Below are 15,589 nucleotides of genomic sequence, written 5' to 3'. Positions count from 1 at the left end.
GTGGATGAGTCTGGAGTATAGCTGTTTACTCCTATAGTCGAAGGGATAGGGCTTTAAATAATAGTAAAAAACAAGATGTCGCAAATTTATAAGTAGAAAAATCCATTCTAATTCTGTTAGGATGGATTTTTATTTCTGAAAATTTACATTGTTCTGAAATTGTTATAAGATAATTGTTGGTTAAATAAAGGGGTGGGAATATGAAAAGTACGTGGCATGAGTTAAGGGCGATGGATCGTAACGTATGGATTCGATTTGTCGGTGAGACATTGAATGGAATTGCAATGATGATGTTAATGCCCTTTTTCGCATTATATTTAAAAGATAAGGTAGATTCATTATTACAGGTCGGAGTTATTATGGCGCTTTCTCCAATTGCTGCAAGCTTTGGAGCAATTATAGGGGGGAGAATTGCTGATATATATGGAAGAAAGCCAATTATGATATTTTCGATGGTAAGTAATGCATTATTGATGCTTGGTTTTTTATTTATAGAAGGATTTATTCCGTATGCGATTTTATCTATTTTTTTAGGATTAAGTAATTCGCTATTTCATCCAGCTGCATCAGCAATGGTTGCGGATGTAACAATGCCAGAAAAAAGAACAGAAGCATATGGTTTATTACGAATGGGGCACAATATAGGTGCTGCGATTGGTCCGATAATGGGAGCATCAGTAGTTGTGTTGTCAAAGAACCTTGTGTTTATTATTGCCTCTTCTACGATGCTGTTTTATGCATTACTAGTATTACTTCTTATTCAAGAGACAATGCCGAAGGGTACAAATAAGGAAGAGAATATAGAAAAGGAATCTGAGGCAGTTTGGAAAATTGTAATGCGAGATAAGGCACTAATGATTTATTTGTTAGCAGGTATCATCATTTCGATGGGATTTTCTCAAACAGAAGGTATGTTGCCGCTACACTTTGATAATGAAATGAAAGGTATTTTTGGAACTAACAATCCATACCCATATGTAATGGCTTTAAATGGACTATTAGTTGTGTTGTTCCAATTTCAAATTTCAAAATGGGCCACAGATAAACCTGTCGGAAAGACGATGTTATATGGTGCATGTTTGTTCGGGATTGGTTTGTTCTTTATAGGATGGTTACCGAAGTGGTTTGGAGAATTTGATGTAAATGCTACGATTATTTTAATAACGTTGCTGTTCGTTTATGCCATATATACGTTAGGTGAGATGATTATGTCGCCTGTACAGATGACGTTTGTAGCTAATTTGGCTCCTGAACATTTGAGAGGGACTTATATGGGAGCTGCCAGTTTGCAGTGGATTACAGGAAGTGCATTTGGACCACTTTTAGGAGGTTTTTTGTTAGATCGATTACTTGGCCACGTTCTATTTACAATTTTAGCTGTAGGGTGTGTAGTTGCAGGTATTGTATATGTTTCTTTAGATCGTCTCGTTGAACAAAGGCAAAAAGGCACACTGACTAAACAATCTTCTTAATGAGTAGATGACATACACAAAAAGGCGATTTTTACATATTTTAGGTACATAACTAGATTGGATTACAATTTTATCCCGCTATTTGTGGGTAGTAAGTCTTCCACCCCAAAATTCGGCAGGAGATAACTGCCCGTAAATGCCTGATTGGTGCGGGTTGATAATTAGTGGGGATGGCCTCCGCTAATTAAAGTTTCACTTTATTTTAGAATTTAATTTTATATATTTATGAAGAAATTTAAGTAGAAAAAGTATAGAAAACCAATAAGTGGTGTCATTTATTTATTTGTGGAAGTTACATTTTATTTCAAATAGGAACTACCTATTTTTATAAAAAGTGCTAAAATAGAAAAATGAAAACAATTGGTTAGGGTGATTTCAGTGACAAAAATTAAATTAGGTTTATTATACGGTGGAAAATCAGCTGAGCATCAAGTTTCGCTACAAACGGCTCTTGCTGCTATTAAAGCATTAAATCAAGATAAATTCGAGATTCATCCAATTTATATTACAGAACAAGGTCAATGGGTGCGCGGTGAGCGTATTGAAGGTGAAGTAACAGATGTTGAAGTTCTAAAAATGAGCGGTGCAGAAAATGCGATTTCTCCGTTATCATTAAGCACAGAAATCATTCCATCTGCAGCTTCTGAGGAAAATGCTATTGACGTTATTTTCCCATTACTACATGGGCCAAATGGTGAAGATGGAACAGTTCAAGGATTATTAGAATTAATGAACATTCCTTATGTAGGAAATGGTGTTCTAGCATCTGCTGCTGGTATGGATAAAGTTGTTATGAAAAATATCTTTGCAGAAGCTGGATTGAAACAAGCAAAATATGCATCATTCATTCGTAGCGCATGGGAAAAAGATCGTGAAACAGCATATGAAAAAGTAGAAGAAGTATTAGGATATCCTTGCTTCGTAAAACCAGCAAACCTTGGTTCAAGTGTTGGTATTAATAAGTGTAAAAATCGTGAAGAACTTGAGAATGCATTTGAAGAGGCGTTCCAATTTGACCGCAAAATTATTGTAGAAGAAAATATTGTTGGACGTGAAGTAGAAGTTGGTGTACTAGGTAATGATGAGCCGAAATGTTCAGTTGTAGGTGAAATTGTACCGAAAAAAGACTTCTATGATTATAAGTCGAAATACATCGATGGCGATACAGCGTTAATTATTCCAGCTGAAATGACAGAAGAAGAGTCTAACGTTATTAAGCGAGATGCGATTATTGCATTCCAATCGTTAGATGGTGCTGGCTTAACAAGAGCTGATTTCTTCTTAACGAAAGATGGAGAAGTATATATTAATGAAGTGAATACGATGCCAGGATTTACGCCGTTTAGTATGTTCCCTCTACTATGGCAACATACTGGATTACCGTATCCGGAATTAATTGAAGAGCTAATTCGTTTAGCAATTGAGCGTCACGAAGAAAAACAAAAAATTAAATATACAATCTAACAAAAAAGGAGGAGGCACTATTCGCAGGAATAGTGCTTCCTCTATGTAAGGAGTGTTTTCATGATAAAGCGAACGTTGAAACAAGTAGAACAGATGATAAATGGTACGGGATTAGCAGGGCAATATGAGGGAATTACTATACAAGGCGTGTCTATTGATACGAGAAAAATCGAAAAGGGAAACTTATATGTTCCAATTCAAGGTGAACGTTTCGATGGACATGCTTTTGTAGATAAAGCTGTTGAAAATGGAGCTGTGGCGACATTATGGATGAAAGATGTAGCAAATCCACCTGAGAATCTTCCCGTTATTTTTGTAGAAGACACGCTATCAGCATTACAAATGTTAGCGAAAAACTATCGCGATCAATTGGATGTGAAAGTTATTGGTGTGACAGGGAGTAACGGTAAGACATCTACAAAAGATATTGTAACAAGTCTTCTTGCGACTAAATTCAAAGTTCAAAAAACAGAAGGAAACTTCAATAATCATATCGGGTTACCTCTTACTATTTTAAACTTAGAAGAAAATACAGAAGTAGCTGTATTAGAAATGGGTATGTCAAACCGAGGGGAAATTGAATTCTTATCTAAGTTAGCACGTCCAAATGCAGCTATCATTACGAACATTGGTGAGGCACATTTAATGGACTTAGGCTCTCGTGAGGCAATTGCTGAAGCGAAATTGGAAATTGTGACAGGATTACAAGAAGGTGGAGTATTCGTATATAACGGAGATGAGCCATTATTAACAAATCGTGTTCCTGAAATGAATTTAATGGCTGAAACAGTTACGTTTGGTGACGCTAGAGCAAATGATTATTATCCAACGACTGTAGCATTACAGGCGACTGGGACACATTTTAAAATGAATAGAGATGAAAATATTTCATTCTACTTACCAGTATTGGGGAAACATAATGTGTATAATACACTTGCTTCAATGGCAATTGCGAAACATTTTGGTGTAACATGGGAAGAAATGAAACAAGGTTTAGTAACACTTCAAATGACGGGCATGCGTATGGAAATTGTAAAAACGGATAATGGATTAACAATTATCAATGATGCTTATAATGCAAGTCCGACAGCTATGGAAGCGGCATTCCATTTAATGAATGGTTTAGATGGATTTGCTAAAAAAATTGTTGTGCTCGGCGATATGTTAGAGCTTGGAGATCAAGAAGTACCGTTTCATTATGAAGTAGGTAAATTAATCGATCCAGCAAAAATTGCATATGTGTTCACATATGGTAAATTAGGGGCTCAAATTGCTGAAGGAGCAAAAATTAATTTCCCTATTGAGCGTGTAAAAGCGTATGATAATAAAGAAGAGCTAGTAAAAGAGTTACAAGCAGTAGTTGATGTGAAAGATGTTGTATTAATAAAGGCATCGCGCGGTATGAAATTAGAAGAAGTAATTACGATGTTGAAATAATTGGTGTATATAAATAGGGATGATAGATGCGAAAATAGAAGAAACTTATAATAAGCGCTTACAGTAAACATAAAAAAATAAAAGTGAAGAAAAAAGCTCTGAATATGAAAATAAGGTAACAGTTGGGTTTGCTTTTTGCACATACAAAACTTATAATTGATAAAGTGTAATAACGTTTAGAAGTATTTTCGCGAAGAATATACGCCCGTTTATATACGTGAGCATTCAGGAAAAGGGCTTTTCCGCAAATTCGGAAAACGCCTTTTTTTAAATGATAAGTATAGGATAGAAAAGGAGAAGTAACATTGACAACATTTCGAGAATTAGGATTAAGTGAGTCTTTACTACAATCTGTTGAAAGTATGGGCTTTGAAGAGGCTACGCCGATTCAAGCTGAAACAATTCCACATGCATTGCAAGGTAAGGATATTATTGGGCAAGCACAAACAGGTACAGGGAAAACAGCAGCATTCGGATTACCACTATTAGATAAAGTGGATACAAATAAAGAAGCAGTTCAAGGTATTGTTATCGCGCCAACGCGTGAATTAGCAATCCAAGTTGGAGAAGAGTTATACAAAATTGGTAAACATAAGCGCGTTCGTATTCTACCAATTTATGGTGGTCAAGATATTAACCGCCAAATTCGTGCTCTAAAAAAACACCCACACATTATTGTTGGTACGCCGGGTCGTATTTTAGATCATATTAATCGTAAAACACTTCGCTTACAAAACGTAGAGACTGTTGTTCTTGACGAAGCGGATGAAATGTTAAACATGGGCTTCATTGAAGATATTGAAGCGATTTTAACAGATGTGCCAGAAACACATCAAACATTATTATTCTCAGCGACAATGCCAGATCCAATCCGTCGTATTGCTGAGCGTTTCATGACTGAGCCTCAACACATTAAAGTAAAAGCAAAAGAAGTAACAATGCCAAACATTCAGCAGTTCTATTTAGAAGTGCAAGAAAAGAAAAAGTTTGACGTGTTAACACGTTTACTAGATATTCAATCTCCAGAGCTTGCAATCGTATTCGGTCGTACAAAGCGTCGTGTTGATGAATTATCAGAAGCATTAAACTTACGTGGTTATGCAGCAGAAGGTATTCACGGTGACTTAACACAAGCGAAGCGTATGTCTGTATTACGTAAATTTAAAGAAGGTGCTATTGAAGTTCTTGTTGCAACAGACGTTGCTGCACGTGGTCTTGATATTTCAGGCGTAACACATGTATATAACTTCGATATCCCACAAGATCCAGAATCATACGTTCACCGTATCGGTCGTACTGGCCGTGCAGGTAAAAAAGGTATTGCAATGTTATTTGTAACACCACGTGAATCAGGACAATTAAAAAATATCGAGCGCACTACAAAACGTAAAGTTGATCGTATGGAAGCACCGACACTTGACGAGGCATTAGAAGGTCAACAACGTTTAATCGCTGAAAAACTTCAAAGTACAATTGAAAATGATAATTTATCATACTACAAGCGTATTGCAGAAGAAATGTTAGAAGAGAATGATTCTGTAACAGTAGTAGCTGCTGCTTTAAAAATGATGACAAAAGAGCCGGATACAACTCCAATCGCTTTAACGTCAGAACCACCAGTTGTTTCAAGAGGTGGCGGTTCTAAAAAACGCGGCGGTAACGGAGGCGGATACCGTGATGGTAACCGTAATCGTAGTCGTGACGGACGTGGCGGTGGCGATGGTCGTAACCGTGATCGCAATCGTGATGGACGCGGTGGTGGCGATGGCCGTAACCGTGATCGCAATCGTGATGCTAGTAACCGTGATCGTAATCGTGATGGTGGTAGCCGTGGTCGTAAAGGTGAAGGTCAAGGTCGCCCTGGATCTTCAAATGGACGTGGCGAAAGAAAACATCATAGCCGTCCACAAGCTTAATAAAAAAAGAGAATGCCCTTTGTTGGCATTCTCTTTTTTTATTTCTGTAATTGTACATACTACATAATAACTTGTGTAGAAAAGAGGTGCTACATGCTTGTAAGGCTTGGGTATGTTGCGATGAGTGTACATTTAAAGAATGCATCTCCATCTCAAACGATGACATATGCGCAGTTTCAACGAATTGATGATCGAGAGGCTGCAATTCGTAAACTCGAAAGAATTGCTAATTCGAATTTAGAAAATTGTTTACGGTTATTAAAGCATAATAAAGGGCATGATATATCTTTCTTTCGGCTTAGTTCCAAACTTGTTCCTTTAGCGAATCATGAGGAGTTGTTAGAGTGGAACTATATTCGCCCCTTAAAAGAAAATTTAAAAGTGCTAGGTGATTACGCTATTCGAATGAATATGCGTATTGATTTTCATCCAGATCATTTTGTTGTGCTGAATTCACCTGAGAAGAATATTTTTAAACAATCTGTAAAGACATTGCAGATGCATAAAAAATTATTAAAAGGTATGGGAATTGCACATAAGCAACGATGCGTATTACATGTGGGTGGAGGTTATAACGATAAGGAACTCGCGTTAGAACGCTTTATAGAAAATTGGTCAAGTGTTCCAAGAAGTATCCAAGAGATGATCATATTAGAAAATGATGATACGACTTTTTCTTTAGAAGAAACATTGTATTTAGGTGAAAAATTAGATATTCCAGTCGTGTTTGATTTGCATCACCATATGATGAATCATGATCGAGAAGATTGGCATAAAGATTGGGCGCGTGTTGTACATACGTGGGAATCGTCTTTGTTACCAGTGAAAATGCACATTTCTAGTCCTAGAGAAGGAAAAGATCCGAGAGCGCATGCGGATTTTATTGATGTAGATACTTTTTTATCTTTTTTAAAAAAGATAAAGGGAAGTGTTTCGCAAATTGATTGTATGATTGAGGCGAAGAAGAAGGATGAGTCATTATTTCAACTAATGAGAGATTTAAGTAAACAAACAGATGTAGAAATTGTCGATGGTGTGAGCTTTTATATTAAATAAGCTCTGCACCATCGAATTTTTTTGTCCGCTATTTGCGGGAGTCGGGCTGCCCTTAAAAGCCCGATTGGTGCGGGCTAATAATCAGTGGGGGATGGACAAAACCCCCACTGATTAAAGTTTCACTTTATTAATAAAGGGGTGCAAATACCACCAATGATCAATCCTGTTAAATGGCTTATAGGGTTGGCAGAGGGGTTGAAGAAAGTGAATAGTAGTAATATACATATCATGATTGAAAAAATAGCAATGTCTCTCGGATTGGAAGAACGATATCGACTATACAATAGAAATAACTGTGCACCTAGTAACCCGAAAATGCCGCCAGATGCCCCGGCGTGAATATATTCAAGAGGCATAATAAGATAAGAAGAAACATTTCCAAGAATACCAGAAAGGAAAAAAATAATGATGAAAGAAAAGTGCCCTAGTTGTTTTTCGATAGAAGAGCCAAGCACAAATAAACAAATACTATTAGAAAGGAAATGTTGTAAGTCTACATGTACAAGTAAGGAAGCTATGAGACGCCACCATTCTCCTTTAGCGATATATTCATTGTAGGATGCCATGGGAAAGAGAAGAAAGTCGCCTAACATAATCATGACTAATTGTATGAGAAGTAAAGCGATGACGATTGGTTGTAAGGAAATGCGGGCAGAAGGTATTAGCATGTTGTGAGTATCACTCCTTTTGCATCAGAAAGATTCTCTGTTATTCTTACAATATGAAAAAAGAAAGCTAAATAGAAGAAGGGGATTTTGAAATGATTGTAGGGATTGGAATCGATATTATTGAATTGAATCGAATTGAAAAAATGCTAGATGGAAAACTTAAATTTATGGAGCGTATTTTAACTGAAAGTGAACGTAATGTTGCTAAGGAGCTGAAGGGAAGTCGCCTTACAGAGTTTGTAGCTGGAAGATTTGCAGCGAAAGAGGCGTATTCAAAAGCGGTAGGAACTGGTATTGGAAAAGAAGTAAGTTTTTTAGATATTGAAGTAAGGAATGATGATAGAGGTAAGCCGATTCTCGTTACAAGTACAGAGCATATTGTTCATTTATCAATTAGTCATAGTAAGGAATTTGCTGTTGCTCAAGTTGTTTTAGAAAGCTCGTCACGCTAGTCTGCATATTTTATATCTTTGTCTCATATATTTGAGGTAGCGATAAGGAAGGCATATCTTCCATTCATTTATAGGGGCAAAGGGGCTGAAGTGATGAAAAGGCGTCTGTTTTTAGTTCTTGTCGGTTTATTAACCGTTTTTGTGTTGGCGGGTTGTATGGAAAAGAAACAAGATGATGTTGTGAGAGATTTAGAGGCGAAAGTAAAAGGGATGAAAAGTTATCAAGCTGAAGCAAAATTATCTATCAAAACAGGGAATGAGCCTCAGGAGTACAAGGTAGAAATATGGCATAAGGAACCTTCTTTTTATCGTGTGAATTTGCAGAATGCGAAAAAAGATCAAAGCCAAATTATTTTAAGAAATGAAGAAGGGGTATTTGTATTAACGCCAGCGCTTAATAAGAGTTTCCGTTTCCAAAGTGATTGGCCGCAAAATAGTAGCCAGGCTTATTTATATGAATCCCTTGTCAGAGATATTTTGCAGGATAAGAAAAACCTTACTTTTGAAAAAACAGATAAGTATTATATTTTTAAAACAAAAACAAACTATCAACATCAAAACATGTTGCCGAAGCAAGAGATTACATTGAAGAAAAGTGATTTAACGCCAGTTTCGGTGAAGTTAATGGATAATGATCAAAATGTTCTTGTGAAAGTAGATTTCTCAAAAGTGAAATTTGATGCGAAATTTGATAAAGGTGCATTTGATACGAAACAAAATATGTCTAGAGCGCAAGTGGATGTTCAAACAACAGCGAAAGAAGATAAACCATTTGCTATTTTGTATCCGCGTGATACACCGCAAGGTATGGTTTTGAAAGATGAACAAGAGTTGAAGACAGACAGTGGCAAGCGTGCGATACTCACATACACTGGAAGTAAGAAATCCTTTACTTTAATACAAGAAAAGGCAAAAGTTGCAGAGGCTTCGTCAGCGATAAGTGTGAGCGGAGAATTGGTTGATCTTGGCTTTACAATTGGCGCACTGACGAAAGATTCTTTAACGTGGTCGCATAACGGAGTAGAATATATGCTCGTGTCTAAAGGTTTAGAGCCGGAGGAGCTATTAATGGTTGCTCGTTCAGTTACAGAGAAGCAAGTGAAGTAAACTTCTTAGACGTGGTGATATATGTGCACCACGTCTTTTCTTAGTTTGAAGGGTGGATTTCATAAAAGAAGCATATAAAAGAATGAGCTTCGCATATCGTGTATAAGGAAGTGTATTTATGGAAGAAGCACCATTTTACCGTGACACTTGGGTGGAAGTGGATTTAGATGCGATCTATAACAATATTACACACATTAAAGATTTCATTCCAAGTGATGTAGAGATTTTTGCTGTAGTCAAAGCGAATGCATATGGACACGATTATGTACCGGTAGCTAAAACAGCATTAGAAGCAGGGGTGACAAGGTTAGCGGTTGCCTTTTTAGATGAAGCTTTAGTGCTTCGAAGGGCTGGTATTACTGTGCCAATTTTAGTGTTAGGTCCTTCCCCGCCTCGTGATGTCAATGTAGCTGCTGAAAATGATGTAGCGTTAACTGTTTTTCAAAAAGAATGGGTGGATGAAGCGATCAAACTTTGGGATGGTTCATCTACAATGAAATACCATATTAATTTCGATAGTGGTATGGGGAGAATTGGAATACGCGAACGAAAAGAATTAAAAGGATTTTTAAAGAGTTTAGCAGGTGCGCCATTTTTAGAATTAGAAGGAGTTTATACACATTTTGCAACAGCGGATGAGGTGGAGACTTCTTACTTTGATAAGCAATATAACACATTTTTGCAGCAGTTAAGTTGGCTGAAAGAGTTCGGAGTGGATCCTAAGTTTGTCCATACAGCTAATAGTGCTGCAACGTTACGTTTTCAAGGGATTACATTTAATGCAGTACGAATCGGCATTGCGATGTATGGGTTATCCCCGTCTGTAGAAATACGCCCTTTTTTACCGTTTAAATTAGAACCGGCGCTATCACTGCATACGAAAGTTGCTCATATTAAACAGGTGATTAAAGGGGATGGGATTAGTTATAACGTCACTTACCGAACGAAAACGGAAGAATGGATTGCAACTGTTGCGATTGGATATGCAGATGGATGGCTTAGAAGGTTACAAGGGTTTGAAGTGCTTATAAATGGTAAAAGGGTACCGATTGTAGGTCGAGTAACAATGGATCAATTCATGATACACCTTCCTTGTGAAGTGCCGCTTGGTACGAAAGTTACACTCATTGGAAAACAAGGTGATGAGTATATTAGTGCTACTGAGGTTGCTGAATATTCCGGGACTATTAATTATGAAATTATTGCAACGATAAGCTTCCGTGTACCGAGAATATTCATACGGCACGGCAAGGTTGTAGAAGTAATCAATTATTTGAACAATATATAGAAGGTAGTATGATTTGCTTCTTGTCATTTGAGAGGACTGTTCATTGGTTAAGAATAAGCTCATTTTTGATGAGGAGCTTTTTACTTATCATTACTTTTAACATAGTTTAACGTGAATTTTGCTGGGAAACTCTTTCGTTTCTTGTTTGTAATAAGATAAAAATAAAAGAATATGAATGTTTTGTTTGTGAATTGGAAAACATAAGCAAGGAATAAGGAAGTCTTTGCAACAGGCTCCATACAATGGTATTATTACAATAGGTGTCATATATATATTTGGGTGTGTAGTTGACGGTGGAGGTGTATTTTTGTGTCCGAATCAAGTGTAACTACTGAAATCGTGGTTCGGTTGCCAAAGCAAATGGTAACGGAATTGGACGGAATTGGAAAACAAGAGAATAAGAATCGCCATGAACTAATTTGCCAGGCAACACAACTGTTATTGCGTCAACATAAGACGAAGAAACGCTACCAACATGAATCAATGCGACGTGGGTACATTGAAATGGGAAAAATTAATCTTGGTATTGCATCGGAAGCTTTCTTAGCAGAGTATGAAGCAGCTCATACAGTAGAACGCTTAGTTAGCGGGGGGTAATATTTTGATTGTAAAACGCGGCGACGTGTATTTTGCAGACCTTTCCCCAGTTGTTGGTTCTGAGCAAGGAGGCGTTCGTCCGGTTCTTGTCATTCAAAATGACATCGGAAATCGTTTTAGTCCAACGGTGATTGTAGCGGCTATTACTGCACAGATTCAAAAAGCTAAATTACCCACTCATGTGGAAATTGATGCGAAAAAGTACGGTTTTGAGAGAGATTCTGTTATTTTACTTGAGCAGATTCGAACAATCGATAAGCAGCGCTTAACGGACAAAATCACTCACTTAGATGAGGTGATGATGATTCGTGTAGATGAAGCGCTACAAATTAGTTTAGGACTAATAGATTTTTAAATCGGCAGTTTAAGTTGCTCTCTTTGCAGGGCAACTTTTTTTATTATAGAGGAGGTTACGGTTGTATATGGAAATGGTAGATAATCGACAAGCGTTAATGAAAATGTTAGTGAAGGAATTAGGCTTTACCGAAAAGCAAGTTCGTCATGTTATTCAATTAACAGAAGAAGGTAACACAGTTCCATTTATTGCTCGTTACCGAAAAGAATGGACAGGCTCTTTAGATGAAGTGCAAATTCGTACAATTTTAGAGAGATGGCAATATATGATGCAACTTGAAAGCAGGAAAGAAGAGGTTCTTCGTCTTATTGATGAGAAGGGGAAACTGACAGGGGAGTTACGTCAGCAAATTGTTAAAGCTACAAAGTTGCAAGAAGTAGAAGATTTATATCGTCCATATAAAGAGAAAAGAAGAACGAAAGCAACGATTGCAAAAGAAAAAGGACTAGAGCCGTTAGCGGAATGGTTATTGTTGTATAAGAAAGAAGATCCGAATCAGAAGGCAGTGGAGTTTATTAACGCAGACAAAGAAGTGCAATCTGCAGAAGAAGCATTACAAGGTGCCCAAGACATTATTGCAGAAATCGTTTCAGATGAAGCAGCTTATCGTAGTTGGATTCGGAATGTTACTTTTAGAAAAGGTGTTATGTCTTCGTCCGTAAAAGATGAAGAGAAGGATGAAAAGAATATATATGAAATGTATTACAGTTATGAAGAACCGTTGCAGAAAGTAGTGCCGCATCGTGTATTAGCGATGAATCGCGGTGAGAAAGAAGATATATTGAGAGTTTCTGTTGTTCCACCAGTAGATGAGATAGTAACTTTCTTATATAAGAGAGTAATTCGTGATAACGAGTCTAAAAGTGCACATTATGTAAAGTTAGCAATTGAGGATGGTTATAAACGATTAATTCAATCCTCCATTGAAAGAGAGATTCGAAAAGAATTAACAGAAACAGCTGAGGAACAAGCGATACATATTTTCTCTGAGAACTTACGTAATTTGTTATTACAACCTCCAATGAAAGGAAAGGTTGTGTTAGCTGTAGACCCTGCATATAGAACGGGTTGTAAATTAGCCGTTGTAGATGATACGGGAAAGGTTCTATATATTGATGTTATTTATCCGCATCCACCAGTGCGTAAATATGAAGATGCAAAAACGAAAGTTCTTTCTATTATAGATAAATATCAAGTTGAAATGATTGCGATTGGGAATGGTACAGCTTCTAGAGAATCGGAAGAATTTATAGTTGATGTATTACAAAATGTGAAACAAGAAGTCTTCTATATTATTGTGAACGAAGCTGGTGCGAGTGTGTATTCGGCTTCTGATTTAGCCCGTGAGGAATTTCCGAATTTGCAGGTTGAAGAAAGAAGTGCTGTTTCTATTGGGAGACGTCTGCAAGATCCACTTGCTGAACTTGTGAAGATTGATCCTAAATCAGTTGGGGTTGGACAATACCAACATGATGTATCTCAAAAGAGGTTGAATGAATCATTAACATTTGTAGTAGAGACGGCAGTTAACCAAGTCGGTGTGAATGTAAATACAGCTTCAGTTGCGTTATTGCAATATGTTTCGGGTTTATCGAAAACTGTTGCGAAAAATATTGTGGCAAAGCGTGAAGAAGAAGGGAAATTTACAAAACGAACAGACTTAAAGAAAATACCGCGTCTAGGTGCGAAGACATATGAACAATGCATAGGTTTCTTACGTATATTAGAAGGGGCAAATCCGTTAGATCGAACGGGTATTCATCCAGAACAATATAAAAATGTTGAATTGTTATTGAAGAGTCTAGGGTTATCAAAAGATGACGTAGGGCAATTGCAATTACAAAAGAGCTTAGAAGAAGTGGAGATTTCTAAGTTATCGCAAGAAACAGGAGTTGGGGAGCCAACATTAGTTGATATTATAGATGCGCTCATTAGTCCAGAGCGAGACATGAGGGATGAGTTGCCTAAACCGCTTTTGAAAAAGGGGATTTTGAAATTAGAAGATTTAAAACGTGGTATGGAACTGGAAGGAACAGTTCGTAACGTTGTTGATTTTGGTGCTTTTGTTGATGTAGGTGTAAAACAAGATGGTTTAGTACATATTTCTAAACTGAGCAAACAGTATGTGAAGCATCCGTTAGATATTGTATCTGTTGGGCAAATCGTCAAGGTATGGGTAGATGATATTGATACGAAAAAAGGTCGCGTTGCACTATCCATGTTGCCGATTGAATAGTAAGAGAAGAGAGCAGATGAAACTGCTCTTTTTTTTATGGGATAAAATGTGTAATGGATTATGAGCTTTGATGTATTTTGCTATAATAAAACCAGCATTCATTTAGTAATTTAATTTGATACCGGTTTTTTTCAAAATATGCGCGTTGCATTTGTTTTTTTAGCCACGTAGGCATAGGAATCCCTCCTTGTTTAATCCTACTCTCAAAAATCTAAGGTACTATTGATGAGAGGTTGGTGAGTGGATTTCTATTCATGCTATATTTTTAGAAACCACGCTTCTTGAATGAGGATGGGTATATGTACTATTTAATATATGTATAAGGGAGGAGAAAAGTGTAAAAAAATTTTTTAGTTTAGGAGGAATGAGAGTGGAGGAGCAAGAAATACAGCGTCTGGTGGAAGAAGTATCACTACAATACTTCGGAATGCCATTTTTACATAAAGCTATGTTCAATAGTAGGTTGCGTACAACTGGTGGACGTTATCTATTGAATACGCACAATATTGAACTGAATTATCGATATTACGAAATGTATGGGAAAGAAGAGTTAGTTGGAATCATTAAACATGAGCTGTGTCATTATCACTTACATATTACAGGAAGGGGCTATAAGCACCGGGATAGAGATTTTCGTGAATTGTTAAAAGAAGTTGATGCGCCACGCTTCTGTAAACGAATAATTAATGAAGAGAAGGAAAAAAAGGTTTATACGTATGAATGTATGGGCTGTTTGCTTCAATATGTAAGAAGACGTCAAATAAATACAAAAAGATATGTCTGCGGAAAGTGTAAAGGGAAACTGAACCTGATAAAGAAAACATCTTGACAGTGAAAACGCAATCCAGTATATTATAAACATGTCACGTTTGTACAAGATGTTGTGAAAAAACATCTTGACTTACGATAAGAAATTTTATAAGATACAAATTGTCTTTATTATTCCGCAGTAGCTCAGTGGTAGAGCTATCGGCTGTTAACCGATCGGTCGTAGGTTCGAGTCCTACCTGCGGAGCCATACAGAGAAGTACCCAAGTGGCTCAAGGGGCTCCCCTGCTAAGGGAGTAGATCGCTAACGCGGTGCGAGGGTTCGAATCCCTTCTTCTCTGCCATACATACTGGCCCGTTGGTCAAGTGGTTAAGACACCGCCCTTTCACGGCGGTAACACGGGTTCGAATCCCGTACGGGTCACCACTTCGGAGGATTAGCTCAGCTGGGAGAGCACCTGCCTTACAAGCAGGGGGTCGGCGGTTCGATCCCGTCATCCTCCACCATATAAATTATATAAATAGTATTGTCGCGGGGTGGAGCAGCACGGTAGCTCGTCGGGCTCATAACCCGAAGGTCGCAGGTTCAAATCCTGTCCCCGCAACCAAATGGTCCCGTGGTGTAGTGGTTAACATGCCTGCCTGTCACGCAGGAGATCGCCGGTTCGACCCCGGTCGGGACCGCCATTTTAACTTCTGCTATTAGGCAGTTGTTTTTTATTGGACATTATGTTACAATAACATTTGTCTTCGGGAAGAAGATGGATATTTCG

At 37.5% G+C, this 15,589-nt stretch carries 14 protein-coding genes and 6 tRNA genes; 18 read left to right on the top strand and 2 right to left on the bottom strand.

Going from position 1 to position 15,589, the window contains the following annotated elements; translation table 11 throughout:
* Positions 1 to 200 precede the first annotated feature (200 nt).
* The 5 genes from F8162_RS21305 to uvsE all read left to right on the top strand — a co-directional run bounded on the left by F8162_RS21305 (position 201) and on the right by uvsE (position 7,345).
* The gene (locus F8162_RS21305; RefSeq protein ID WP_151635526.1) at positions 201 to 1,472 is read left to right on the top strand and encodes an MDR family MFS transporter; all 1,272 of its coding nucleotides are present in this window, start codon (positions 201 to 203) and stop codon (positions 1,470 to 1,472) included.
* A gap of 378 nt (positions 1,473 to 1,850) precedes the next feature.
* On the top strand, positions 1,851 to 2,936 hold the full coding sequence (locus F8162_RS21300) for a D-alanine--D-alanine ligase (RefSeq protein WP_151635528.1): 1,086 nt from the start codon (positions 1,851 to 1,853) through the stop codon (positions 2,934 to 2,936).
* A gap of 60 nt (positions 2,937 to 2,996) precedes the next feature.
* Positions 2,997 to 4,373: a UDP-N-acetylmuramoyl-tripeptide--D-alanyl-D-alanine ligase gene (murF, locus tag F8162_RS21295; protein WP_151635530.1), complete on the top strand. Its 1,377-nt coding sequence runs from the start codon at positions 2,997 to 2,999 to the stop codon at positions 4,371 to 4,373.
* 305 nt (positions 4,374 to 4,678) lie between these two features.
* A complete protein-coding gene (locus F8162_RS21290) occupies positions 4,679 to 6,289 on the top strand; it encodes a DEAD/DEAH box helicase (protein WP_151635532.1) in 1,611 nt (536 codons plus the stop codon).
* Positions 6,290 to 6,382: 93 nt separating this feature from the next.
* Positions 6,383 to 7,345, top strand: a complete 963-nt coding sequence (uvsE, locus tag F8162_RS21285; protein ID WP_151635534.1) for a UV DNA damage repair endonuclease UvsE — start codon at positions 6,383 to 6,385, stop codon at positions 7,343 to 7,345.
* Positions 7,346 to 7,464: 119 nt separating this feature from the next.
* Here the strand turns inward: uvsE and F8162_RS21280 are convergent, their stop codons facing one another.
* Complete coding sequence (locus F8162_RS21280) at positions 7,465 to 8,013, bottom strand: rhomboid family intramembrane serine protease (protein WP_151635536.1); 549 nt, start codon at positions 8,011 to 8,013, stop codon at positions 7,465 to 7,467.
* 92 nt (positions 8,014 to 8,105) lie between these two features.
* On the opposite strand from F8162_RS21280, the gene acpS reads away from it, so the two are divergent.
* The 6 genes from acpS to F8162_RS21250 all read left to right on the top strand — a co-directional run bounded on the left by acpS (position 8,106) and on the right by F8162_RS21250 (position 14,048).
* The gene (gene acpS, locus F8162_RS21275) at positions 8,106 to 8,465 is read left to right on the top strand and encodes a holo-ACP synthase (RefSeq protein WP_000635044.1); all 360 of its coding nucleotides are present in this window, start codon (positions 8,106 to 8,108) and stop codon (positions 8,463 to 8,465) included.
* 156 nt (positions 8,466 to 8,621) lie between these two features.
* On the top strand, positions 8,622 to 9,572 hold the full coding sequence (locus F8162_RS21270; protein ID WP_151635809.1) for a LolA family protein: 951 nt from the start codon (positions 8,622 to 8,624) through the stop codon (positions 9,570 to 9,572).
* A gap of 118 nt (positions 9,573 to 9,690) precedes the next feature.
* On the top strand, positions 9,691 to 10,860 hold the full coding sequence (gene alr, locus F8162_RS21265) for an alanine racemase (RefSeq protein WP_151635538.1): 1,170 nt from the start codon (positions 9,691 to 9,693) through the stop codon (positions 10,858 to 10,860).
* 309 nt (positions 10,861 to 11,169) lie between these two features.
* Positions 11,170 to 11,457 (top strand): antitoxin EndoAI, encoded by a 288-nt coding sequence (locus F8162_RS21260; protein ID WP_000004570.1) that lies wholly within the window; start codon positions 11,170 to 11,172, stop codon positions 11,455 to 11,457.
* Between the two features lie 4 nt (positions 11,458 to 11,461).
* Positions 11,462 to 11,812 carry a type II toxin-antitoxin system endoribonuclease NdoA gene (ndoA, locus tag F8162_RS21255; protein ID WP_000635963.1) on the top strand — a complete coding sequence of 117 codons (351 nt, stop codon included), beginning with the start codon at positions 11,462 to 11,464 and terminating at the stop codon, positions 11,810 to 11,812.
* A 67-nt stretch (positions 11,813 to 11,879) separates the two neighbouring features.
* Complete coding sequence (locus F8162_RS21250; protein ID WP_151635540.1) at positions 11,880 to 14,048, top strand: Tex family protein; 2,169 nt, start codon at positions 11,880 to 11,882, stop codon at positions 14,046 to 14,048.
* A gap of 58 nt (positions 14,049 to 14,106) precedes the next feature.
* Here F8162_RS21250 and cmpA read toward each other — a convergent pair whose 3' ends face one another.
* Positions 14,107 to 14,223 (bottom strand): cortex morphogenetic protein CmpA, encoded by a 117-nt coding sequence (gene cmpA / locus F8162_RS21245; RefSeq protein ID WP_001143642.1) that lies wholly within the window; start codon positions 14,221 to 14,223, stop codon positions 14,107 to 14,109.
* A gap of 195 nt (positions 14,224 to 14,418) precedes the next feature.
* Between cmpA and F8162_RS21240 the strand changes: the two genes are divergently transcribed.
* From F8162_RS21240 to F8162_RS21210, 7 genes are all read left to right on the top strand, one after another.
* On the top strand, positions 14,419 to 14,877 hold the full coding sequence (locus F8162_RS21240) for a SprT family protein (protein WP_192797648.1): 459 nt from the start codon (positions 14,419 to 14,421) through the stop codon (positions 14,875 to 14,877).
* 114 nt (positions 14,878 to 14,991) lie between these two features.
* Positions 14,992 to 15,066: transfer RNA gene (locus F8162_RS21235), tRNA-Asn, on the top strand.
* A gap of 3 nt (positions 15,067 to 15,069) precedes the next feature.
* Positions 15,070 to 15,160, top strand: a tRNA-Ser gene (locus tag F8162_RS21230).
* Positions 15,161 to 15,168: 8 nt separating this feature from the next.
* Positions 15,169 to 15,243, top strand: a tRNA-Glu gene (locus F8162_RS21225).
* A 4-nt stretch (positions 15,244 to 15,247) separates the two neighbouring features.
* Positions 15,248 to 15,323: transfer RNA gene (locus F8162_RS21220), tRNA-Val, on the top strand.
* A 24-nt stretch (positions 15,324 to 15,347) separates the two neighbouring features.
* Positions 15,348 to 15,424 (top strand) — tRNA-Met (locus F8162_RS21215).
* A gap of 3 nt (positions 15,425 to 15,427) precedes the next feature.
* Positions 15,428 to 15,503, top strand: a tRNA-Asp gene (locus tag F8162_RS21210).
* Positions 15,504 to 15,589 lie beyond the last annotated feature (86 nt).

This window comes from Bacillus sp. CH140a_4T, assembly GCF_008923725.1.
In the GTDB taxonomy this organism is placed as follows: domain Bacteria; phylum Bacillota; class Bacilli; order Bacillales; family Bacillaceae_G; genus Bacillus_A.
Note: the sequence above shows the minus strand (reverse complement) of the source record. Positions and strands in the feature narration are given on the sequence as shown.